Consider the following 22,638-nt stretch of genomic DNA (forward strand, 5'->3'; position numbering starts at 1 on the left):
CAAACAGCCGTGTCACACCAGAACCGGCGCGCCATGATCGCAAGAACGGCGCGGCGACCACCCAGAGGGAGGTCCAATGGTCGACGGATATATCTGCTCTGAATCCGGTGACTTCGCCGCCCGCAATCGGGACAAGTCCCAGAGCCATGCCGTGCGCGCAGCAGGATTTCGACACTCTCGCCGACATTCTGGACTGAGACAACAACGAAGCCGTCAGGTGCGAGGTTTGCGCGCTGAAATCGACCGTGCATGGCGGATACTCCCAATGACGCGGCCAAACAATATCACCTAAACAGCAGCAAAAGTGAGTCAGAGCCAAATCTCGATGGAATTCCCGGGTCACTTCTCAGTGGAAATCAACAGGCTGGCCGATACCGAGATCGCGAGCGGCTGCAGACATGCTGCCGCGCTCTACTACCCGCACATAAACCCGCATTGCCGCCAGATAATCCATGATCGATATTTTATCGGATTATCCGATAAATGAAAGCAGATTGAGCTACCTACCGATCGGGCCTTCCATCATGCAAATTGCGCTCTGCAACTTCAACCGATCACGGGATGGCAGGCTCATGAGCAACATCAAGCTTTACATGTTTCAGTCGGGCACTCAGCAATGCAAGGTGCACGATATCAAGATGAACCGGGGCAACGGTGCCGATTACGAAATACCGGTCCCCTGGTTTCTCCTCGTTCATCCCAAGGGCAACGTCGTCATAGACGGCGGCCTGGCGGCCGAGGGACTGGCCGATCCGCGCGGCTACTGGGGCGCCTCCGTCGATTCCTACAAACCCGTCATGGCCGAAAGCCAGGGTTGCGTCTCGCAATTGGCGACGCTCGGGTTAATGCCTGAGGACGTCAGCTTTGTCGTGCTTTCTCATCTTCATTCGGATCACACCGGCGCAATTGGACGCTTTCCCCGCGCAAAGCACATCGTTCAGCGACGGGAATATGAGTATGCCTTCACGCCCGATTGGTTCGCTGCCGGTGCGTATGCGCGCAAGGACTTCGACCGCCCCGGTCTGAGCTGGCAATTCCTGGAAGGTGAAGCGAGCGACCATTATGACCTATTCGGCGACGGTGTCCTTCAGACGGTTTTCACCCCGGGACATACGCTTGGTCACCAATCCATCCTCGTGACCCTTCCCAACAATGGCTCCATCCTGCTGGCCGCCGACGCGGTGTGTACGATGGACCACTGGCACGAGAGGGCACTGCCCGGCTTCCTCGCCTCTGCCGTGGATACCGTGCGCTCGGTGGGAAAATTGCGAATGCTGGCCGAGCAGGTCGGAGCCACTCTTGTCCCAGGCCATGACCCGGAGATGTGGTCGCAGTTTAGGCTCGCGCCGGACTTTTACGACTGAGACGAGGCAGGAGGCCAGGTCGCTCATATCCCGGCTATGCCGCTGTTGTCTCACTATTCTCCGGACCTTCTGTTCCCTTGCCTCAATGGTTCGGGGTCGGGCATCAGGTCGGGAAAGTCGGTGTGTTGCCCCAATAATGCGCTCCTGAATTGCAATGAACGCCGGCCGCGGTACACATCTGTTCAACGAAAGTGGGCGCATATGTGATCAGCGAAGGCTCGCACCCTTGGCACCATGTCCGCTCGATTTGGAAACGTTAGATTGAGCCGCGTCGGGCGGAGCCCTGCGTGCGGGAGGAGCGGTTCGGCGTTGCCGGTCATAACGGCATCCTGGCACAAGCCTTGCGGCAACAGAGCAACACCAAAGCCGTTCAACATCAGATCCCGGGCCATGGCATGGCTATCAACCTCGATCGCACCGGTAGGTAGGGAAACACCACCAAGCACATGCTTCTCCAAGTAGGCGCGTAAGATTGGTTGCGGGGAGATGAAATCCTCCACCTCGCTGATATTTTCCGGCCGCCCCTTTCGCTTCAGCCACGATGCGCTCGCATAGAAAGCCCATTCGATGTCGAGTAAGCGTCGTTCGATTGCAGTCTGGGCAGGGTTCGCGCCGACTCTGACCGCAATGTCGATGTTGTCCTCGACAAGGTCCATCACGGTATTTGTCGACATGATCTGGAAGCGGACTGCCCTGTGGGCCTGCGTGAAGCTGGTGATTGCGCTCGCCAGCAACGCGGTGGGGAAATCCGCCGGGACGGTCAGCCTGATCAGACCGCCCAGTACGCCATCTCCCGCTTGCAGGTCATCAAGCGCCCGGACGAGAACATCTACCGGACCCGACGCCTTGTCATAGAGGCGCTGTCCCTCGTCCGTTAGGGCAAAAGAACGGGTCGAGCGCTTGAGCAACCGAACCCCTAACGTTTCTTCGAGCGCCCTGACCTGAAGGCTCACCGTCGAACGCGGCGTGCCCGTGCGCCGGGCCGCTGCGGTAAACCCGCCAGCACGAACCACTTCTACAAAGGTCTGGATCGGATCAAGCTTCATCATTGTCCAGAATAATAGATGATGATGGCAGAACTTGCCAGATAATCGTTCTTGCTCTGATGAGGTACCGTGGGTCCGGATCATAAGGAGACCACATCATGGACATCACCCCGCATCCCGCTGCGCCTGCAAGCGGCGTACTCTCCTCTCACGCAACCGCACGCTTCTCGGGTATCGATGCCGAAATCCTGCTCGGTGGTGAAGCAGCTCCCATGACCGTCATGGCGATGACGGTCCAACCGGATCAGGGCGCACCGGCGCACATTTCGTTTGAGGAGGATAAGGTCTTCTGCATCAGCGAAGGGCGGTTGCTGTTCCTGATCGGCGCGCAGAAGATTGAGGTAAAGGCGGGAGATCGGCTCTTCGTTGCGAAGGGCGTCACCCATGGCTTTTCCGCGATGGGAGGCGTGGCGCGCGTGATGTTGGTATCGACACCCGCACGCCATGACCGCTTTTTCCAGGCCATGGATGCTCTGCCGGTTCCGCATGACCTCAACGACGTCCAGTCCGTCTGCGAAACATTTGGCCAGGCCATTGTTGGCCCGGTTGTGACCTCGTAGAGTCTACAGTCACAGGGAATGGAAGGTGACGCCCGGCGTCATCCTTCCATTCCCTGTGACATGGTCAGGTGCCTTCAGCCGACGATTGGCCTGCCATCACCTTGCGGATCGCGTCGATGGTCCGTTCTTCAACGTCTCGTGGCAAATCATGACCCATGCCCTCGATGGGCAGGTAGACCGCGTTCGGTATGGAGCGCGCCGTGTCCTGACCGCAGGCGGGCGGGATCAATGGATCATCGACGCCGTGGATGACGAGTGTCGGGACCGTGATGTTTGCGAGGCGTGCTCGCCGGTCTCCAGCCACCGCCATGGCAGCGATCTGCCGCGCAGTGCCTCCCGGATCGTAGCTACGCCTTACTTCATCAAGGAGAATGGCGCGATGGGCCTCTTCATCGAAGGGATAACCCGTCCCGGCGATTCTGCGCGCGAACGCGAGGCGCACCGCGAGAAAGCCTTCCGGATCGATCATAGGATCAGGCGCAGGGCGCATCATCATCGCCATGACATCGGGTGCCGCCTGCGGCAGGACCGGATTGCCGGTGCTCGACATGATCGACGTCAGCGAAAGGACCCGATCCGCATGTTCGCTCGCGAGAACCTGCGCGATCATTCCACCCATTGAGCGCCCGACGACATGGGCCTTGGCAATCCCGAGCGTATCAAGCAGGCCGATCGCATCCGCTGCCATGTCGTCAAGCGTATACGGCACATCAGGTCTGCGCCCGGCCATCAGGGCAGTTGCGAGCGCGCCGAAATCCGGCGCGGGCGAAGCGCTGAAATGCGTCGAGTGGCCCGCATCGCGGTTGTCGAAACGGATCACGCGATAGCCTCGTGCAGCCAGCCCCGTACAGAAAGGCTCGGACCAGCGGATCATCTGCGTTCCAAGCCCCGAAATCAGCAGTACCGATTCCGCATCGGCATGGCCGAAACTGTCCCACGCGAGCTCGATGCCATTGGCCTTTGCAATATTCATGGCCTCGCTCCTGCGACGGGTAGCGCCATTTCGGACAATGGCAGAAGTCGAGAATCCATCACCGCCGCTGTGCGGTGACCAAGTCCAGCGAGATAGCCCTTATGGCTGGCGAAGGAGAGGAAGGACGCAGCACTGGCCTGCCTGATCATCATCGCCAGATCCCAATGTTCATCGGCCGGGCCGATCAGGAAGGGACCGCCATGGCCGAAAAAGAGGAGATCGCCGCCGGTTTCTCGTAAGAAGGGCAGCGTGTGCTCGACATAGAGATTGAAAGCCTCAGCACCGCTGATCGGCCTGGCAGGTGCCAGCTCAGGGTGGCCCGAATAATCGGCGACAGCCCTGAAGCGCAGCAGGTTGAGCATCACGACGGGGCCGGCAAGATCGCGCTGAACGAACGTGCGGCCGGCTTCCTGTGTCGGTTTCAGGTAGGAAATGGGGTCGGTTCTGGTCATCGGTGTTCCGTTGAATGGCGGGTTAAGCGCTTTGGTTCTCGCCAGCGCCGAAGGCGAGACGCAGCGCATAGGTGCGGATGTCTTCAGGCCACGCAGCGATCCTTTGTTCCAATGAGGACCGGTCGTCGGCGAAGAGGGCCCGGGTCGCGTCTTCGTAACCGGGCAGATCTCCCGCAATGGCCTGCATGAACTGGTACGCGGCGTCTTGAGCGGCTCGCCTCTGCTGGCGCGGGTTCGCCGCTTTGCGCGCCTCGTCCACGAGACGCCTCAGCGTCGCGGACGCTCCGCCGGGCTGGTCCGTCAGCCATTCCCACTGCCGGGGCAGCAAGGTCACCTCGCGGGCGACGACGCCCAACTTCGGCCGGCCTCGGGTTTTCTGGCTCGGGGCTTCGTCCGATCCCTGCAGGGCCGACACCGCATCTATTTTGGGGCGATAGCGCCCAGCATAGGTCGTCGGGGGCTGGGAAATCCGTTCAAGAATGTCGGCGTCACTGCCACGCAGATCGAGATCGACAATGCGACCCGTTGCGTCGTCGAAAACGAGAACCATGTCCGCCACGCCGGTCGATTGCCGAACGGCCAGGGCCACGTCAGGAAGGGGGCCTGAGAGGAGCAATCGATCCCGGACAAATGCCGTGCAGGTCTTGAGAGTAGGATCGGACATGGGGTGCTCACTTATGGATCGCCAGATTAATACCCGGATAAAATTTATTGTCAATTACGCCCGGGTAGAAATATGCACTTTCCGTCGATCGTCCGTGGCCCAGATGCTCATTCAGTCTCCCGATCAAGCATGGAATGGGAATGGTCTGACGAGGGGATATGCCACAAGAAAACCCGCCGATGTGTACGCCATAGCCCGAAAGGACCGCACGGCGCTTCAAGGGGACTTCCAGTATCGACATCTATCGCCCTCAATCGCGTCAGCGAGAAAGGAGAAATAGATGACTCGAATCGAACACCTGAAAATTCGCCGGACAATCCGACGCCAACAACTGCGCGAGATGGTTCCGCTTGCCGACAGCACCATCTATGAGATGGAGCAACGTGGCGAATTCCCGCGACGGTTTGCCCTATCTCCGCGCTGTATCGTCTGGGACTTGGCGGAGGTGGAAGCCTGGCTGATGGCGCGGCGGGCCGCTCCAATCCGCCGCGCAAAACATCCCGACGTATCAAAACGGAAGTCGCGTCCGATCAAAGAGCGGGATCAAGCGCGACCAGCGACATAGCCGGCGGCAAGAGAGTGGGGACATGCTTCCGGCCATCAATCCACGCGTCGATCATGTCCGCCCACTCCTGCATCATATGACGACGCTGAACTTCGTACTCCGCTTTGTTGTAGACGCCGCGCGACGATCGGCCGTCTTCATGCGCTAAGCATTTCTCGATCCAATCACGGTTGAAGCCCAACTCATTCAGCAGGGTCGATCCAGTCCGCCGCAGATCGTGAACCGTGAATGGTTCGAGCGGCAGTCCATCCTGTTTGGCCTGCTCCACAACCGAATAGGTGACACGGTTGAACGTCGCACGGGACATTGGAGCATCGGCGTCGTACCGCGAAGGCAGTAAATAACGTGAGTTACCGGCGCACGTCTTGAGCGCGATCATGATATCCAGTGTTTGGCGACACAGATAGACGTTATGCGCCTTCGACCGCTTCATTCGCTCCTTGGGAATCGTCCAAACGGCGTTCTCGAAGTCAACTTCATCCCATACCGCGTCCTGCAGCTCGCTCTTGCGCACCATCGTCAACAAGAAAAGCCGCATCCCGAGACGGATCGTCGGTAGTGTGGCCACCTTTTCAAGCTCTTTCAGCATTACTCGAATTTCGGCGGGCGACAGAGCTCGATCTTTTGGCGTGAAAGTCGCGATCGATGCCGGTCCGACGTCATCGGCCGGGTTGGCCACCTTCTCGCCATGCAGGATCGCGAAGCCGTAAATCTGCTTCAGTATGTCCCGGACATGGATCGCCGTCGCCGGAGCGCCGCGATCGACGATCTTTCCGCATTGGGCGCGAAGGTCATCTGGCGTGATCTCCGTCAGTAGGCGGTTGCGCCAAATCGGCAATAGCTCACGTTCAAAGATAGAACGACGCATCGCGCGGGTGCTGTCGGCCATGGGCGCGTTCACCAGCCATTTCTCGCCGAACTCACCGAAGCTCTTGGCCTCCTTGATACGACGCTTTTCGCGCTGCTTCTCAATGGCTGGCGATCGGCCCTCGCTGATCGTTCGCTTGGCATCCAGACAGAGCTCCCGGGCTCGCGCCAACGAGATTCCATCTCGCCCGTATTTGCCCAGGTAGACCGTCTCGCGTCGTCCATTGAGCCGATAGTCCAGCCTGAACGAGAGCGCGCCAGATGGCGCGACGCGCACATACATGCCGTCACGGTCCGTCACCTTGTACATTTTCTCTTTGGGTTTCAGCGCTTTGATCGCTGCATCCGTCAACATGCTATGCCACCTCCAAAAAAGTACCGTCGCGCGGTTTTGGGGGGCTCTCGCCGGAAAAGTCTGCGTATTGTCAGCAGCTTAGCGTCAAAAAAGTACCGTCAGGAGCCTCATCTCCCTTGACGGTACTTTCAAATTTCGTCGTGATCAATATGGCCGAGGCCCGTCAGCGGGGCCGACGGCCGCGATCTCTGCCCACCGATAGGCATCGATAAATGTCGACAGGAATATTTATTTTTATCAGTGAGTTAGATCGTACGTTAGCGTGGTTTTGGATATGCCCGGATGGGCAAAAATCATTCCCACTCGATGGTGCCGGGGGGCTTGCTCGTGATGTCGTAGGTGACACGGTTGATGCCGCGTACTTCATTTACGATCCGCCCTGCAACGCGGCTTAAAAAAGCAACGTCGAACGGATAGACATCCGCCGTCATGCCATCCGTGCTGGTCACGGCACGCAGCGCGCAGACTTGGTCGTAGGTGCGGCCATCTCCCATCACGCCTACGGACTTCACCGGCAGCAGCACGGCGAAGGCCTGCCAGATAGCGTTATAAAGCCCGGCATTGCGGATTTCTTCCAGATAGATCGCGTCGGCCTTTTGCAGTACCGCCACGGCTTCCCGCGTCACCTCGCCCAGTACGCGGATGGCAAGGCCAGGGCCAGGGAAGGGGTGGCGGCCGACGATGGTCTCGGGCAGGCCCAACTCACGGCCCAGTTCGCGGACCTCGTCCTTGAACAGTTCACGCAGCGGTTCAACCAGCTTGAGCTTCATATAATCCGGCAGGCCACCCACATTATGGTGCGACTTGATGGTAACCGAAGGCCCGCCAAGCGCCGAGACGGATTCAATCACATCTGGGTAGAGTGTGCCCTGAGCCAGGAATTCCGCCCCGCCGATCTTCGCCGCTTCCTCGTCAAACACGTCGATGAACAGCTTGCCGATGATCTTACGTTTCTTCTCTGGGTCAGTGACGCCTTTCAGTTCACCCAGGAACAAATCGGAGGCGTCGCGGTGAACCAGCTTGATGTTGAAGCGGTCACGGAAAACCTTGACTACCTCGTCCGCCTCACCGGAACGCAGCAGGCCGTGATCCACGAAGATACAGGTAAGCTGGTCGCCGATCGCCTCATGGATCAGCGCCGCGGCGACGGAGGAATCAACACCGCCGGAAAGGCCGCAAATCACCTTGCCCTTGCCCACATGGGCACGGATCTTCTCGATCTCGGCTTGGCGGAAGCTCGCCATCGTCCAGTCCCCGGTTAGGCCGCAGACCTTGTGGGTGAAGTTTTTGATCAGTCGGGCGCCGTGAGGAGTATGCACCACCTCCGGGTGGAACATCATGCCGTAATATTTGCGCTCGTCATTGGCGATGAGGGCATAAGGAGCCCCTTCAGACACAGCGACGGTCTTAAAGCCTGGCGGTGGGGCGGAGATGTGATCGCCATGGGACATCCAGACTTGCTCACGCGCGCCAACGCTCCAGGTGCCTTCAAACAGCTCGCAATCGGCCACCACATCCACATGGGCGCGGCCAAATTCGCGAATCTCAGCGCCCTTGGCTTCGCCGCCCAGCTGTACGCACATGCACATCTGGCCGTAGCAGATGCCCAGAACCGGCAGGCCGGATTCGAATACCCAGTCTGGCGCGCGGGGGCTGCCTTCCTCAGAAACGCTGGCTGGACCGCCGGAGAGGATGATGCCGGCGGCACCGAAATCGCGCATACGTTGCACATCCGCGTTGAAAGGGAGAATCTCGCAATAGACCCCGCTCTCGCGCACGCGCCGGGCGATCAACTGGGTGACCTGGCTGCCGAAATCCAGGATCAGAATTTTTTGCTGGTTCATGCGCCCAACTAGAGCGGCGGCCCCGCTTTTGCAACAGAGTCCAGGCGGAGTTCAGGCATTCACGTCGAGTAATGTCTCGATCGGGTCCCAGGAGAAGGCGGTTTGCGGAATATCCATACCGCCAACCCAGGTGGTGCCGCGCGCGATCTGCTTGCCGCCAAGGTGCTGATAGAAATAGCGGGAGGGGTTTTCGCTCAAGACCCAGGCAAAGGCGGAGCGGCAGCCAAGCTGGGCAAGATGCTTGGCGGAAGCGCGCAGCAATAAGCCGCCAAGGCCGCGGTCGCGATAATCATCCAGCACATAAAGCGTTTCGACCTCGCCCTCGCCAAGTTGCGGGTCTCGGCACCGCACAGCGGAGGAGAAGCCGAGAATCGGGGGCGCGCCGCGCTCCCCGTAACAGGACGCAACATGCAGCCCCAACCCCAGCCGGATACTATGTTCGTAATATCTGGCAAGACGGGTCACGGAGAGGTTCGCCAGAAAATCATCAGGCAACACGTTTGCATAAGTGCTGCGCCAAGTCGCGACATGCACGGCGGCAATGCCGCTGGCGTCGGACAATCGGGCGCGGCGGATAGAGATCAACGCGCCCGCACCATCACGGCGGCAAAGAAACCGTCCGTGCCATGCTGGGCGGGAGAAAGCCTTAGGTTGAGGCTCCCGCGCAGCGCCTCCGGCGCCTCCAAGGGCAGTGGAGTGAAGTCAGGGTGACGTGCCATGAAAGCCTCCGTCTGTGCCTCGTTCTCATCTTGCAGCACGGAGCATGTGGCGTAAACAAGCTTCCCGCCGGGCTTCACCAATTTTTGCGCCCGGTCGAGGATTTCCGCCTGTTTTACAGCGAGTTCAGCCAGGTCCTGTTCGGTGAGGCGTAGCCGGGCATCCGGGTTGCGGCGCCAGGTTCCGGTGCCCGTACAAGGGGCGTCCACCAGCACGCGGTCAAACTTTTTCTCCTGGCGCTTCAACCATTTATCACCCGGCTCCAGTAAATGGCGCTCGGCATTATGCACACCTGCGCGGCGCAGGCGCTTGATGGCGCCTTCCAGCCGTGGCTCTGATACGTCACACGCAACGATATGGCCCTTATTGCCCATGCCCATGGCAATGGCGAGCGTCTTTCCGCCCGCGCCGGCGCAGAAATCCGCCACGCGCATGCCGGGCTGGGCATCGAGCGCCAGAGCGATGAGCTGGCTGCCCTCATCCTGGATTTCCACCAGCCCTTCTTGGAAAGCTTTGCCAGTGGTGATGGTTTGGCGGTTCCGCAGGCGCAGGCCCCAAGGCGAATATGCTGTAGGCTCAGCGGTCAGCCGCTCCGCCGCAAGTGCGCGCAGGGCGCTTTCACGGTCCGTCTTCAACAGGTTCACGCGTAGGTCCAGCGGGGCGGGCTCGTTCATCGCCTGCATTTCAGCGGCAAGGGCGGAGCCATATTGGGCGCGCAGTTTGGGCAGTATCCAATCTGGAATTTCGAACTTCACCGCTTCAGGCATGTCTGGGTGTTCCAGAGTGCGGGTGGAAAGCTTTTCCAGCACCGTCATTTCCGCGGCCTCCAGCGGAGTAGGGCCGTAGCGGCCGGAGAGGAAGGCGGTGGCGATTTTATTGGGCGTTTGACCGGAAAAAAGCGCCTGGAGAGCCAGCAGCAAACGTGGCGTATGCGGGGCGCGGCAATAATCCAGCCACCAGCCAAGATGCCGCCTAGTGCGCAGCACGCCCCAGACCAAGCTGGAGATAGCCCGCCTGTCTCCACCGCCAATAAAACGGCGGGTGCGAAAAAAATGGTTGGCCACCGCGTCAGCGGGGCGGGAATCGGCTTCAATGAGGCCGAGAAGGTCAATGGCTGCGGCTAGCTGTCCGGCGGGTGTCATGGCGCACCCGTCGCGGATGCTGGGCGGGGCGTCAAGAGGCAACAGTCTAGGGAAATGGCGCCCCCGGCAGGAGGGGAGCGTTGTATTGCTTTTTGTGTCATAAACATCTGAAATATATTGATTATTTTGCGTCAAACCTGTAACGGCTAGTTATTTTACCGCCCGTTACACATGGTAGGAATAGGAAGGTATTTGTCTTAGTGAGAACCGCCATGCCATTGATTTGGCGGAATAAAGTTCTTCGGCTATGAGCAGAGACGCAACGATTTGGAGTCTTCATGCGTTTGTGTCTTCTGTCCGCAGTGACTACTTTGAGCTTATTGTCATGTTCCCCCGCCTTAGCTGATTCCCAGGACGCTCAACCGGAGTTTGTGTCAGCGATAGGTGCAACTAAGTGCTCAGAGTTTTCGCAGTTTTTGAACGATGGGCCGGATAAGGCGCGTTCGGCATGGACCATTATCATGCCGTGGACGCAGGGTTACATGGCGGCTTGGAACGATGTTCGCGTGAATATGCTCAACAAAAGCCCACTCGACCTATACCCGGCATCGTTCCCTGAGAGTGCCCAAAAGGCATATATCGCTAATTTCTGCGAGAAGCATTCTAACTACCAGATTCTGGATGCAGTCATCAATTTGGTTCAAATAATGCAGAAGACGCAGTGAGAAGAAACCCGGCGCGTAGAACAATAATAAGAACAACCAAATGGCGACTTCTTGAAGTCCTCGAAAACTACCCCCACCCCATACCGCATGACCGCACGTTTTTCTTGTGTCAACTTTGCGCGATCAATTGGCGCTTAATGCGTTTGACGAATGAAAACAGTGCGTTGTCATGCGCTGTATGACTGGTTGCTGGTGAACAGCGGACAACGGCGCGATGTCGCCATGGTTAGCCGTAAGTCCACCACTATGCGTTCCCATGCTATGCGTTCCCGGAATCCCACCGATTCCTAATCGACTCGGGTAAAGCCGAGTCTGCCGTGTCACAAACCAGTCAACGAACGGTGACTCAGTTGTGAGGCGTTATGGCAGACGGGAATTTCATCTCATACTTACGGGTTTCGACGGCCAAACAGGGGCAGAGCGGTCTCGGCTTAGAGGCGCAGCGCCGCGCTATCGCTGGGTATCTCAATGGTGGCGCTTGGACGCTGCTGGAGGAGTTCGTGGAGGTGGAGAGCGGCAAGAACAGCGAGCGGCCCAAGCTGGCGGCGGCGTTTGAGGCTTGCCGTCTGACTGGAGCAAAGCTGTTGATTGCCAAGCTGGATAGACTCAGCCGGGACGCTGGGTTTCTCCTCGGTCTGGAAAAGGCTGGGGTGGAGTTCGTGGCCGTGGATATGCCCCACGCTAATCGGCTGACCATCGGTATTATGGCGGTGGTTGCTGACGAGGAACGGCGGATGATCTCGGCCCGTACTAAATCAGCCCTGGCGGCGGCGAAGGAACGCGGAACGGTGCTGGGCGGTTTCCGTGGTGGTGCGAAGGTGGATCACGCCCAGGGAACAAAGGCGCTGGTACGCAAGGCGGATGAGTTCGCAGCCAGGGTAGGGCCGATAATCGGGACCATGCGCGCCCAGGGTCTCAGCTTCGCCGCCATCGCTGAGCAGCTTAATGCCCGCCAGATACGCACGGCGCGGGGCGGAACATGGGCTGCAATGAGCGTCAAGCGTGTTCTGGACCGGCAAACTCAAGGCGGCGAGGCGGTGGCGTGATGCGCCGTCTTAAGCTGGCCTTGGGCATTGTGGTGGTGGCCTTAGTTGCAGTTCTGGCCGTAGTGCTGACCGTAAAGACAACCAAACGCGGGCATTAGGCCGCCGCACGGTGACGGAAAGGAGGCTGAGCGGGCAGAATGGGTTGTCTCAAAAACAGAGACAGATTCTAATTAAGCCGGATTTGTTGGTTTATGTTTGTCGTGTCTTTGAAAGAAAAACGCGCGTACAACTCTATGACTGGCGTCACGTTTTCCCCGCGCGGCAAAGCAGAGCGGCGAGGCGTGGCCTAAGTTTTAAAATACTGACCAAGTAAACAGAGCCATTTAGGATGCCGTACAAGGCCCTTGTGCCATCGCTGCGGCAATCCCGCCGCGAGACATGCAGACCCGCCTGAGCGAGTCTATATGCGGCGTAAAGAGACATAGGCGAAGCCTTTGGTGGCGCTGCGTGTGACCGATTTGACGCCGACGAGATATCGTTCTGATGCCGTACGTAAAGGCGGTTTTCTTGTGAAAACGAAGGCGGGATAAGGAAGCTTTCCGTAACTCTAAAAGTACGCTCTCGCCTAGAGAAACGACTTTCTCTTAGCAAAACAAATATTCGAGAGAGTAAAATGAAATATCAGACGAATTATGCCTCGGTGTGGAACGGAGAGCGGGAGCTTTTGGCCATTGCCGAGGTTATGCGCAGCGTACTTCCACCGGAGGCGACTAGCAAGTTGTTGCCCTGTGACGCAGAGTTGTTCGCCGTTCAGTTTACCGCAGCAATACTCCAGCGCCTGCTGAATTGTGATGATGAAGCGGAACGGCGCTGGTGGCGGGTGGTGGCGGAGATGTTCGCCCGTCACGTGGTGTACGGTCCTAACGGGCCGCAAGGCTGAGCCACGCGGCGTACTGCCACCGATAATAATCCAAGACTGACATGGAGCCCCGGGCGGACACGCTGCGGGGCTCTTTCTATTTTCAGAGACATAATATGACAAAGAAAACCACGCAGGCGGATAACCTGCGTATGACTACGCTCGCCTCCCTTTTGGACCGCGAGTTTCCTCCCCGTGAAGTGCTGGTATCGCCTTGGCTGCGTTCCGGGGAGAGCGTTCTGCTTTGGGCTCCGACCGGGGTAGGTAAGACCATGCTGGTGAACACCCTGGCGCTGGCCGTAGCGGGCGGCGGTAAGGTGGCCGGATGGGAAGCCGACAAGCCCCGTAAGGTGCTGCTGGTGGACGGCGAGATGCACATTGAAGACCTGAAGGATCGCATGGTGCTGCTGGGTGATGCCGTGGAGGGTATCGACATGGAGGCGGCGAGGAGCAATCTCGTCATCCTCTCCCGGCAGGACCAGGGGCCAGACACTAAGTTTCCTAATTTGGCCGACGAGGCGGGACAGGAGGGTATTATGGGGAGAATCCGGGAGACGGGCGCGGAGCTGGTCATCCTGGATAACTTCAGCACGCTCGCTGAGGTGGCTGATGAGAACGAAGCGGCGGCCATGAACCCCATTCTGACATTTCTAATGCGGCTGAAACAGGCGGGGGTGGCGTGTATCCTGGTGCATCACTCCGGGAAAAGCGGTGAGTCCTATCGGGGTAGCAGCAAGCTGGCCACCACCTTCGAGGTCATCATTGGTCTGAAGCGCCTTGAGGGGCACGAGGTGGACCATGGAGCGGCCTTTGAGGTGGAATGGACGAAGTACCGAGGGAAGCCAAACGCTGCCACGAGAAACGCTGAGATGCGGCTAGATAGCGGGGAGGGCGCAGAGCAGCGCGTTAAGTGGAGCGTTAAGGCCGCCGCGAGCACCGTAATGATGAACGTGGTGGAAGCAGTGCAGTCAGGGCGCTATCGAACACAAAAGGCTCTGGGTGAGGCTCTGAAGTTGAGCCCTGTCGAGGTCACGCGCCTTAAAGACAAAGCCATAAAAGGCGGACTGATTTCGAGGGCTGCGTGGAATGAGTGCATGAAGGTTGCCGCAGAGGAGGCTGAAGATGACAGTGCTGACTTCTAAGCAGGATTAGCATCACGATACGGGCTTGGGCATCCAATAGGGTGTCCAAGCAGTGTAACAGTTTCAGATTTCATCTCTATATAGGGCTGAAATTCGAAATAATGGCGGTTTGCCTGGGTTTTTCGGGCGTTCAGCGCCGGAGGGGTGAAATTTTAAGATCAAGACGCCCTATGTCTTAGGCGGACCCGTCCTGGACATAACAGGTCAGTTTCTGCTTCCCGTTAGCTGACGCAGTAAAAATTGCGCTGACACAATCCAGATTGTTCTGAAAGGCTCGCTATTCCAGGATGCTCCAGCTATGATATCCAGTTTCAACGGGCGCAGAGGCGTGCTCTACTTCAGCCCATTTAAGCCGACCGAACCTTACGCCATAGCAGGCGGCATTGTTGTGGTCCCGTCGGGAGGGCTCATGCTTCCAATGCATGGTGGCGCGTCCCATTGGATGTCACGCTCGCATTTCGTTGCACAGTCGGATTGTCCAGATGATGTTGTAATGAAACAGTTTAGGGACTGGTTGATATTTGATTGCTTTGTAATGATGAACAGTCACGGGGCGGCACACTATGATGATAATCGTCATGTCTTTGAAGTCATCGACAACCCAGACGATGACTGCAATGTGCGCAATGCCGTAGACTATTCCGATGTGGTTGCGTTTCTTGTAGGTTCACATGCCGGGAAACCTGAGGGATTGCCTGCGAGATCGTACGCAGACCTGTATCAGGCATTCCTGGATCTATCTCCAAGGATGCGGTCTGCGATCGAATGGTTTGTTTCGCAGCCACCAAGCCCACGTCGTCTTGATCCCCTCTATGGTCGATATTGGGGCTTGCAGCATATGATAATTCTCATCGAGGAGCTTATTGGCGTTCCACCAGACTGCGAAGCTGAGCCTGCTATATGCAAAAGCTGTGGAAGGAAGCCTCCGCGCCACCATAAGGTGTCGCGGATGGATTGGCTGCGCGAGGAATTGGAACGTCGTATGGAAGCCAAGCCACTTGTCGACGAATATGTTCTACTCATCGAGAAGGGAATAAGCATCCGGAACAAAATGTCACACCGCCCACACTTTGATCGCTCTGTCCGTCCGGTGATGAAACCTAGGGAACGAACTTCCTATGATGCATCAAGAGCCATCCGGGAGTTCAAGAGTGATACTTACGCCCTTGAAGCTATGCTTGTTGCTCTCCAACGTGTAGCACACGACCTACTTGTTGGCGAAGCATTTAAAATTAAACATTTTAGACAACCACCTATTCTTAACGTAGCAGTCATTGGTTAGTTTGTATATTTCGATGCCGATTTTAGAATTCTTAGACCTAAAAGTCAGGCAGGGTCATGATTTACTAAACAATCTCGACAACCAACTTTTCCTTGCGACTGGCGCGGAAGGCTTCTTTGTTGCTCGTGGTGGTGTCGAAGCACCCACCTGCGTGGTGGTGCTTTTTTCAAGAGAGGCTTTCCCCTTGGCAGTCAGCATTTCCTCAGGCAGGTCAGAAATGGAGTAAAGCCAATGAAGATGACACATACAACCTGTCTCTTGGTGCGGCCGGTCGATCTCGTCGATGTATCCATCCGAGCCAACGACCATTAGACTTTTAGCCTCAGCCCAGTTTCGGCGAACAGCATAGACACGCCCATCTCGTTGCTTGTGATCCATGTCTGGAGGAAATTCGCATTCCTCATCCAGCGATGAGTATTCCCACACGGCGGCAAGAGGCTCTCCGCTCATAATAAAAATATATTCAACCTCACTCGGGAAACTCATTGCCTTATGCGTGTAAAACAGCTGGTTCCACTTTGAGAAATATCTAATTTCTCTTTTTATCCTGGCAATATAGGGCGCGCGTTCTTTAGCAGTGCGGGGAACTTCCGCAAGAAACTGATCAATCAGTTGGTTAATGTCGGAAACGTATTTTTCAAAACATATTTTTGCCTGCGTTCTATAATTTTCAATGCACGATGCGTGGCATTTCTTAATCAAGGGGAGTAGTTTTTGGAAATTATCCGCAACCGATCTTCCGCTAGAACTTACAATCTCACCAGTGCTCCCTCCGATAATTGTTCTTGTTGGCATGCCCTTCACGGCAATAGTTTTTGCCAGAAAATCGTCGCAGTTAATCCTATATGAGGCGACGGCCTGGTCAAGCGAAGGGACATTCGAAAAAATAAGTGCCATCACCTGTGACTTGACGACCTCTGTGGAGGCGTTCTTACCTTCGGCATAGCTGTTGAGTAGCCCAGCTACATTTTCGGCAACCTGCTTAGATTCAAGGATCATCTAAAACGCCAACAGTGAAACTTCTAGGATTTTAGACTGAAACTTGGCCAGTCGGCTAGCGCTGACTATGAGCGGGTGCGGTCTGTCTGATTTTACGGCATTTAACTTTGAGGCAAGCAGTCTGCTTTCTCTCTATTTTGGCGATCATTTTCAACGCCTTCTTTGTGCCCGGGCAAAGCATACCATCGGCTTTCTATCGTTAGTTCTCTCCGCTACCCACACAATCCGGCACCGGAATGCTGTTGATGGCATCTGACAGCCGACGCAGGTCTTCACCGCGTATCCCGTATTGCCGTCCTGTGGTCTTCCTGGCGTGGCCGGTGATAGCATCGCGGATTGCTCATCCACTCCTACGCCGTCGCTGTGATGGCTCAAAGCGGGCCATCGGCGGCCTACTGTTTGCCGTCTCCGCCAGGGCGGTTAATACCTCCTCATCCAGACCCAGCCGCACCACGTCATCCAGCGCTGTCCTGAGCGGTGCCAGACGGGTTGCCACGGTGGCGCGTAGGGCAGGGGCGGTCATCTTGCCCCAGTCCGAATAAACATCATAGGCCAGCGCGCCGCGTTCATGCCCCATGAGCAGTTTGGTCATCTCGGTGTCTATTTGGCCACCCTTCATGCGCGCCGTATCCGCTGCGGTGGCGAATGTTCTACGGAATGAATAGAGTTCTACTGCGTCTATATCACCCAGTATGCGGCGGCGGAGCGGTATGAACCGGGAGGATATGGTCTTAGCGCGATCCTTATCGGCTCCTTGAGCTGGGACTTCTGGCCATAGCGGCGCGCTTGAGGCAGTGTCAGGCAGCGCGGCAAGGCGTTGCGTCACCACCTGGGCAGCGAACGGGTGCAATGGGATAATGCGCTGCCCGGCTGGCGTCTTATCGCTGCGTATGACCAAGGCCATAGCGCCGTCATCGGCCTTGAATACGTCCCCGCACGTCAGACTCATTATTGAGAGCGGACGCGCCCCGGTGAGTAAAAGGATACGGATCAGATCGAACATAGCAGGCCCATAGCCGCCCTGCCGTGGGGCTAGTTGGGTGGCATCGGCCCTGATGAGTGCAACTAGTTCGGCGGAGGTGAAGGCGCGCTTGGTATCCTCAACATGGCCGGGCTTGGCGCGCTTTATGTCGGCCCGCATGTCAGACCAGGGATTAGCCTCGGTGTGGCCTTTGCGGATGGCCCAGCGCCATAAACCGGATACGGCGGGGAATTCTCGACTTATCGCGGCGGCGGACACGCTTTCTTGGCGCTTATCAAGGAAGCCTGACGCAATCTGCCGGGTGACTTGGGATAATGCCGCCACCTCAGACCCACCCAGGGCAGTTTCGTCTTTCAGGTAGGCGTCAAATAGCCGGAATACGGCCTCGTAACCCTGGGCAGTTTTGGCCTTGATCTCTGTCTTATCCTTCAACCACCGCCGCGCAGCGTCAGCTATGGTCATTCCGTCACCCAGGGCGGCATTCAGATAGCGCAATCGCGCCGCTTCGCCTTGCCTTGCCGCCACCTCATCGGCCTCTCGTTCGATAAACTCTCGGGTTATGTCCGACTCGAATATGGGTATGGGCTCCTCATAGTCTCGGGTCTCATAGTCAATGATGCGGTGCCGCCCGGCCTGCATCTCGGCGCGGCGCTGTAAGGCTTTTGCCATGGGATCGGCGGTCCAGTCGGTCAGCGGGCGTAGGCCAGCTTTGCGGAGCGCTGCGTCTATCTCAGAGCGCATGGCGGCAAGCATGGTGTCCCGGCGTTGCGTGGCCTCGCGGTGGTCTCTAGTGCCGAGTGAGCGGACCAGTTCACGACAAACCCCGGAACGGGTGCCTAACGCGCGCCCTACGTCGTGCCATCGTGCCTCTGGGATATGTAGTCGGGCTGACCAAGTGAGGCCGCGTCGGATCAGATTCGCCATGGCCAAACCATATCATAAGCAAGACAAAACTGTAACGGCAGACCTGTAACGGCCAGGAACATGCGGTGTTAGGGAGGTTCTTGTAAGACGTTGATTTATAAGGCTAACTTTTAAAATGGCGCCCCCGGCAGGACTCGAACCTGCATAAACGAACTTAGAAGGATCGGAGCTTATCCAGTTAGCCAACGGGGGCGTAAGCCGCGCCGGTCATATCATGCACAGAAGAAACTGCAAGAACCATGGACGGACTTGGCTGAAAACTAACAAGAAACACATTTGTGTTACAGCACTAGGCTGGATACAGGAGGATGCGTTAGGGACCAGACCGGCGGTATATCAATCTCTTTACCAGGGTAAGGCTTTAAGGATTGGGCAAAAGGGGCAGCCATGCGGGCTTTGAGCTTATTTAAGGCAGTTATGGACAGCCTGCACGTATTTATTCGCGATCGCCGTGGTGTAACGTCGATTGAATATGCGGTCATCGCACTGATTATTGTACTGGCCATTGTCGGGGGAATTACCCGTATCGGCGGTGAAGTGGCGGCGCCCTTAAATCAGATAGCCTCCGAACTTTAAAGACAACATTATTGTACAATTTTCTTGGCGGATGATGCCGGCTCTTTTGCGCGTCTAACGTGCATTCTTAGGGAAGCGGATGGCTGCCAAAAAAATTAAAAAAGATATATTTTTTCCGATGTCCACAAAAAACTTAGATATTTTTTAATAAATCTTCAATAAAATCACGGTTTATTGTTGATTAGTGGTCAATCTATATTTGACAGAACCAACTGATTTTCATGTATTATAAATATGCCTTGAAAGAGGAAGGGGGACGCAGTGTAATCTGGTGTCCACTTTCTGTGCTCTCAATGCCGTCTGGGTGTGTCGTTTGTTAAACATTCGAAAGGTTTCTGCTGTGCTCGTAAACTTTATCCGTACCGCTGTCGCTCATAAAGCGGCTCAATTTAACGTTGATAAGCGCGCCGTCACTGCCATTGAATATGCTCTTATTGCCGCTTTGATCGCCGTGGTGATTATTGCTGCCGTAACCAGCTTGGGTAAGGGTGTTTCCAACACCTTCAATTCTGTTGCGTCTGAGCTTTAATCGCGTTTGTTCCTCGTTGGAATGGGTTGGCTGCCCGATTTTTCGGGCGGCCTTATTGTGTTGTTTTTCTGCTGAAACGTTATTGTCTCTGCACTAACGCGTTTTGTCTTCATATAGAAATTAAGCTTTTACATCACGTTGTTTTGATATTACACAAAGTGATTGTAAGCATGCTGACGGACCGGTCCTTCGAGTATTTTGTGCTCCAGGAGCGGAAAGTACAAAGGAATATCTCAAGATTGCTTAAAGCAGCAGAGGTGGGGCGCGGAACAACGTGGCTGATGTGAGCGTGTTTTTGGTGGCTTTGGCGGTGTTGCTGCTTGTTTATGCTGCCGTGCATGACGTTGCTGTGAGAACTGTTCCTAATTGGATTTCCGGACTGATTTTGCTCTCAGGTGTTGGGCTTCGCATGGCTGACCATAGCCTGCTCACCTCCCTGACCGCGGTTTTGGTGTTGTTTTTGTTCCTGTTTGGCGTGTGGTTGGCTGGCCTTATGGGTGGAGGCGACGTCAAGTTATGGGCTGCCTCGGCCTTTTTGGTTCCTCCGTCTTGGCAGACAATGCTCTTTTTTGTCGCAAATACCTTGTTCATAGGCGGCTTTTTAGCGGTTGTTTATATTTTAATGTCCTTTGTGGTGCCTAGCCCAGCGGCTTCCCGTGCGGGCTCATGTTTTAGGCGTTTTCTAAGGGTTGAAAGGTGGCGGATCAGCCGTCGCGCCGCGCTGCCTTATGCCTGCGCCATAGCGGGTGGGGTTTGTACGGTGTTGTTTCCGCGAATTTTCCAAACATAGGTCGCACATGGTCTTTCGTCTCGGCATATTCGTCGTTTTAATAGCCGCGCTGGCCGCGGTGGTCGTGTTCGGCTATTCCATTCTTGATCAAGGGCATCGGGCACAGCGTGCCACCGTTGCCCCGCCGCCGACGGAGCAAATTCTCGTTGCCGCCGCGCCACTTTCCGGCGGGGCGCTGATCCAGCCCAATAATATTTCAACCTCGACTGTCCTGGTGGCCAAGGTTCCGGCCGACGCCATACAGGATACACCACAAAACAGAACCTCCATAACGGGCGCTATGGTCAAATCGTCGCTCGCGCAGGGCGCGGTAATCACCAATGCTAGCATCATTCGGCCCGGAGATCATGGCTTTTTGGCTGCCGTTTTGTCGCCCGGCATGCGCGCGGTCACGGTTGCTGTTGATAACGTAACCGGTGCGGATGGGCTGATTTGGCCAGGTGACAGGGTGGACGTGCTGTTAACACAGAACATCTCCGGCGCACCTGAATCAAAGAGCATCGCGGCTGAGGTTGTGCTCAGCAATGTACGGGTCATCGCCACCGGAACTGAGCTGATTAAAAGCCCAGGCAATAATGGCAATAATAACAATCAGTCTGCCTCAACTGTTACGCTGGAGGTTACGCAAGAGCAGGCTGCCCGCTGTCTGGTGGCGGTTAATCTGGGTAAACTATCACTAATTGTTCATTCAGCGCAGAGCCTTCAGGCGAAAGTAAGCACCGCGCCGCCGCCGCCTGTCTGGGCGGGGCAGGTTTCGCCAGCCTTATCCGCGACACAGCCGACTGAACAGCCAGTTACAACGGTGAAGGTCATTTCCGCTGGCACTTCTGGGGAGTTTAAGTTCTGATGCGTGGCCTTTTCACCGCGTCGGTCCTGACGCTATTTACAGGTATCTCCAGCGCGTTCGCGCAGACCGCCAATATGGACGGTAGCGCCAGTCACTCAGCCCCAACAACACAAGCCGACGCGAGTGCACAGGTTATTCCGCCCGCTCATTACGGTACCTTGCAAATCTCCGAAGGGCGGGGAAAGCTGGTCAAGTTGCCCCGGCCGGTCGCAAACCTATTCGTTGCGGATGAAAGCGTCGCTTCTGTCCGGCCTGCCAGCCCCAGTACGATGTTCGTCTTCGGCAAAAAAGCCGGCGAGACGGATGTGGTGGCAACCGATGCGGCGGGTAACCGGATCGCGCAATACACGATTACCGTGAACCCGTCGCAATATAGCGATGACAGAGTGGATAGTCAGTCTCATGCTACGGCGCCCGGCGGTGCCGTCTCGGCCGAGTCCGAACCGGGTGGCATGATCATTCGTGGGACTGTGAATTCTGCGGAAGATGCCCAACGAGTTGTCAATCAAGCCAAGCTGATCTCGCCTAATGGTAAGGTGACCAATGACCTAACCGTACAGCAGCCCATTCAGGTGGAATTAAAAGTCCGCATTGCGCAAATGTCCCGGCAGGTGACGCGTGAGCTTGGGATTAATTGGAGCTCTGTTGGCACGTCGGGAATCTCCATTGGGAAGTTCCTTGTCACGGGTACAACTGCTTCAGCGGCAAGTTCTTTGTCCTCAGCCACGCCCGGCAGCATCGGCGTCACCTTTCCCGGTGGCACGTTTGAGGGCGTCATTGACGCTCTGGCCACGGACAACCTCGCCCACATCCTCGCTGAACCGACACTGACCACCCTTTCTGGCACACAAGCGAGCTTTCAGGTTGGCGGGCAGTTTCCTGTTCCGGTGTCCAGTGGCACCAGCAGCGGGTCATCGACCACGGTCTCATTCAAGAATTACGGTGTGCTGCTGTCCTTCATCCCAACCGTCTTTTCGGATGGCCGGATCGCCTTGAAGGTTTCGCCGCAGATCAGCACGATCGACAGTTCTAATTCCGCGTTAATCAGCTCCGGCGCCAGTTCCGAAAGCTTTTCTGTACCGTCTTTAACTGTTACCGCCGCTACTTCAACCGTGGTTCTGGGCTCAGGACAGGGCATGGCGATTGCCGGATTGCTGGAGGATACCACGAACCAAGTCAGCAACGGCGTGCCTGGCCTGTCTGAAATCCCCATCCTTGGCGCCTTGTTCCGTGGAAATGCCTTCCAGCGCGAGCAGCAAGAGTTGGTTATCACCGTTACGCCTTACATCGTGAACCCAGTCAATAACCCCAACAGCATTGCATCGCCAGATGATGGCTGGTCGCCGCCGAACGACCTGCAGAGGATTCTGCTTTTGCGTAACAACGGCACCAACGTCGCAAAGGGCAGCATCCCTGGTGATGCCGGGTTCATCGTTCAATGAAGGAAG

24 protein-coding genes and 1 tRNA gene are annotated in these 22,638 nt (G+C 56.6%); 12 read left to right on the top strand and 13 right to left on the bottom strand.

All coding sequences use genetic code 11. The features are described 5' to 3' along the window. Together BUB54_RS21985 and BUB54_RS20140 are read right to left on the bottom strand one after the other, a co-directional pair. Nucleotides 1-251 (bottom strand): transposase family protein (locus BUB54_RS21985; RefSeq protein ID WP_139284758.1); only part of this gene is annotated, 251 nt, incomplete at its 3' end. 95 nt (nucleotides 252-346) lie between these two features. Further along, nucleotides 347-454 carry a helix-turn-helix domain-containing protein gene (locus BUB54_RS20140; protein ID WP_306309079.1) on the bottom strand — a complete coding sequence of 36 codons (108 nt, stop codon included), beginning with the start codon at nucleotides 452-454 and terminating at the stop codon, nucleotides 347-349. Here BUB54_RS20140 and attM point away from each other — a divergent pair. After that, nucleotides 453-1,364, top strand: coding sequence for an AttM family quorum-quenching N-acyl homoserine lactonase (attM, locus tag BUB54_RS02060; protein WP_241869272.1), 912 nt, complete (start codon nucleotides 453-455; stop codon nucleotides 1,362-1,364). The genes BUB54_RS20140 and attM overlap by 2 nt on opposite strands. Nucleotides 1,365-1,546: 182 nt before the next feature. Here attM and BUB54_RS02065 read toward each other — a convergent pair whose 3' ends face one another. Continuing rightward, entirely contained in the window at nucleotides 1,547-2,413 is an 867-nt protein-coding gene (locus tag BUB54_RS02065; protein ID WP_048877101.1) for a LysR family transcriptional regulator, read from the bottom strand. A 95-nt stretch (nucleotides 2,414-2,508) separates the two neighbouring features. On the opposite strand from BUB54_RS02065, the gene BUB54_RS02070 reads away from it, so the two are divergent. Beyond that, entirely contained in the window at nucleotides 2,509-2,970 is a 462-nt protein-coding gene (locus tag BUB54_RS02070; RefSeq protein ID WP_048877102.1) for a cupin domain-containing protein, read from the top strand. A gap of 64 nt (nucleotides 2,971-3,034) precedes the next feature. Here BUB54_RS02070 and BUB54_RS02075 read toward each other — a convergent pair whose 3' ends face one another. Genes BUB54_RS02075 through BUB54_RS02085 form a run of 3 tightly spaced genes read right to left on the bottom strand, consistent with a single transcriptional unit; the run spans nucleotide 3,035 to nucleotide 5,059 of the window. Beyond that, a complete protein-coding gene (locus BUB54_RS02075; RefSeq protein WP_048877103.1) occupies nucleotides 3,035-3,943 on the bottom strand; it encodes an alpha/beta fold hydrolase in 909 nt (302 codons plus the stop codon). Continuing rightward, nucleotides 3,940-4,395, bottom strand: a complete 456-nt coding sequence (locus tag BUB54_RS02080) for a hypothetical protein (RefSeq protein ID WP_048877104.1) — start codon at nucleotides 4,393-4,395, stop codon at nucleotides 3,940-3,942. The genes BUB54_RS02075 and BUB54_RS02080 overlap by 4 nt, the downstream gene beginning before the upstream one ends. 22 nt (nucleotides 4,396-4,417) lie before the next feature. Further along, the gene (locus BUB54_RS02085; RefSeq protein WP_048877105.1) at nucleotides 4,418-5,059 is read right to left on the bottom strand and encodes a DUF2239 family protein; all 642 of its coding nucleotides are present in this window, start codon (nucleotides 5,057-5,059) and stop codon (nucleotides 4,418-4,420) included. A 280-nt stretch (nucleotides 5,060-5,339) separates the two neighbouring features. Between BUB54_RS02085 and BUB54_RS02095 the strand changes: the two genes are divergently transcribed. Beyond that, entirely contained in the window at nucleotides 5,340-5,624 is a 285-nt protein-coding gene (locus BUB54_RS02095; RefSeq protein ID WP_048877107.1) for a helix-turn-helix transcriptional regulator, read from the top strand. Here BUB54_RS02095 and BUB54_RS02100 read toward each other — a convergent pair. The 4 genes from BUB54_RS02100 to BUB54_RS02115 form a co-directional block, all read right to left on the bottom strand. Then, complete coding sequence (locus tag BUB54_RS02100; protein WP_048877108.1) at nucleotides 5,590-6,846, bottom strand: tyrosine-type recombinase/integrase; 1,257 nt, start codon at nucleotides 6,844-6,846, stop codon at nucleotides 5,590-5,592. The two genes, BUB54_RS02095 and BUB54_RS02100, sit on opposite strands and share 35 nt — an antisense overlap. A gap of 293 nt (nucleotides 6,847-7,139) precedes the next feature. After that, a complete protein-coding gene (guaA, locus tag BUB54_RS02105) occupies nucleotides 7,140-8,690 on the bottom strand; it encodes a glutamine-hydrolyzing GMP synthase (RefSeq protein WP_048877109.1) in 1,551 nt (516 codons plus the stop codon). 51 nt (nucleotides 8,691-8,741) lie between these two features. After that, nucleotides 8,742-9,275 (bottom strand): GNAT family N-acetyltransferase, encoded by a 534-nt coding sequence (locus tag BUB54_RS02110; protein ID WP_048877110.1) that lies wholly within the window; start codon nucleotides 9,273-9,275, stop codon nucleotides 8,742-8,744. After that, nucleotides 9,272-10,549: an RsmB/NOP family class I SAM-dependent RNA methyltransferase gene (locus tag BUB54_RS02115; RefSeq protein ID WP_048877111.1), complete on the bottom strand. Its 1,278-nt coding sequence runs from the start codon at nucleotides 10,547-10,549 to the stop codon at nucleotides 9,272-9,274. Before BUB54_RS02115 ends, BUB54_RS02110 begins: the two co-directional genes overlap by 4 nt. Nucleotides 10,550-11,576: 1,027 nt before the next feature. On the opposite strand from BUB54_RS02115, the gene BUB54_RS02125 reads away from it, so the two are divergent. The 4 genes from BUB54_RS02125 to BUB54_RS02140 all read left to right on the top strand — a co-directional run bounded on the left by BUB54_RS02125 (nucleotide 11,577) and on the right by BUB54_RS02140 (nucleotide 15,543). Next, complete coding sequence (locus BUB54_RS02125; protein ID WP_048877113.1) at nucleotides 11,577-12,260, top strand: recombinase family protein; 684 nt, start codon at nucleotides 11,577-11,579, stop codon at nucleotides 12,258-12,260. Nucleotides 12,261-12,873: 613 nt separating this feature from the next. Beyond that, nucleotides 12,874-13,140: a hypothetical protein gene (locus tag BUB54_RS02130; protein WP_048877114.1), complete on the top strand. Its 267-nt coding sequence runs from the start codon at nucleotides 12,874-12,876 to the stop codon at nucleotides 13,138-13,140. A gap of 95 nt (nucleotides 13,141-13,235) precedes the next feature. Further along, nucleotides 13,236-14,261, top strand: a complete 1,026-nt coding sequence (locus BUB54_RS02135) for an AAA family ATPase (RefSeq protein WP_158320050.1) — start codon at nucleotides 13,236-13,238, stop codon at nucleotides 14,259-14,261. A gap of 298 nt (nucleotides 14,262-14,559) precedes the next feature. Then, entirely contained in the window at nucleotides 14,560-15,543 is a 984-nt protein-coding gene (locus BUB54_RS02140; RefSeq protein ID WP_048877116.1) for a hypothetical protein, read from the top strand. Nucleotides 15,544-15,597: 54 nt separating this feature from the next. On the opposite strand, the gene BUB54_RS02145 is transcribed toward BUB54_RS02140, so the two are convergent. The 3 genes from BUB54_RS02145 to BUB54_RS02155 all read right to left on the bottom strand — a co-directional run bounded on the left by BUB54_RS02145 (nucleotide 15,598) and on the right by BUB54_RS02155 (nucleotide 18,641). Beyond that, nucleotides 15,598-16,542 carry a hypothetical protein gene (locus BUB54_RS02145; protein ID WP_048877117.1) on the bottom strand — a complete coding sequence of 315 codons (945 nt, stop codon included), beginning with the start codon at nucleotides 16,540-16,542 and terminating at the stop codon, nucleotides 15,598-15,600. A 340-nt stretch (nucleotides 16,543-16,882) separates the two neighbouring features. After that, on the bottom strand, nucleotides 16,883-18,448 hold the full coding sequence (locus tag BUB54_RS02150) for a site-specific integrase (protein WP_139284759.1): 1,566 nt from the start codon (nucleotides 18,446-18,448) through the stop codon (nucleotides 16,883-16,885). Between the two features lie 116 nt (nucleotides 18,449-18,564). Next, nucleotides 18,565-18,641 (bottom strand) — tRNA-Arg (locus BUB54_RS02155). A gap of 194 nt (nucleotides 18,642-18,835) precedes the next feature. On the opposite strand from BUB54_RS02155, the gene BUB54_RS02160 reads away from it, so the two are divergent. From BUB54_RS02160 to BUB54_RS02180, 5 genes are all read left to right on the top strand, one after another. After that, nucleotides 18,836-19,024 carry a Flp family type IVb pilin gene (locus BUB54_RS02160; RefSeq protein ID WP_073211170.1) on the top strand — a complete coding sequence of 63 codons (189 nt, stop codon included), beginning with the start codon at nucleotides 18,836-18,838 and terminating at the stop codon, nucleotides 19,022-19,024. A gap of 271 nt (nucleotides 19,025-19,295) precedes the next feature. After that, entirely contained in the window at nucleotides 19,296-19,553 is a 258-nt protein-coding gene (locus BUB54_RS02165; RefSeq protein WP_241869273.1) for a Flp family type IVb pilin, read from the top strand. Between the two features lie 274 nt (nucleotides 19,554-19,827). Further along, entirely contained in the window at nucleotides 19,828-20,343 is a 516-nt protein-coding gene (locus BUB54_RS02170; RefSeq protein WP_048877119.1) for an A24 family peptidase, read from the top strand. A gap of 7 nt (nucleotides 20,344-20,350) precedes the next feature. Continuing rightward, entirely contained in the window at nucleotides 20,351-21,190 is an 840-nt protein-coding gene (gene cpaB / locus BUB54_RS02175) for a Flp pilus assembly protein CpaB (protein ID WP_048877120.1), read from the top strand. Next, complete coding sequence (locus BUB54_RS02180; protein ID WP_048877121.1) at nucleotides 21,190-22,632, top strand: type II and III secretion system protein family protein; 1,443 nt, start codon at nucleotides 21,190-21,192, stop codon at nucleotides 22,630-22,632. Before cpaB ends, BUB54_RS02180 begins: the two co-directional genes overlap by 1 nt. Nucleotides 22,633-22,638 lie beyond the last annotated feature (6 nt).

The sequence above is a fragment of the Acidocella aminolytica 101 = DSM 11237 genome, from assembly GCF_900129125.1.
In the GTDB taxonomy this organism is placed as follows: domain Bacteria; phylum Pseudomonadota; class Alphaproteobacteria; order Acetobacterales; family Acetobacteraceae; genus Acidocella; species Acidocella aminolytica.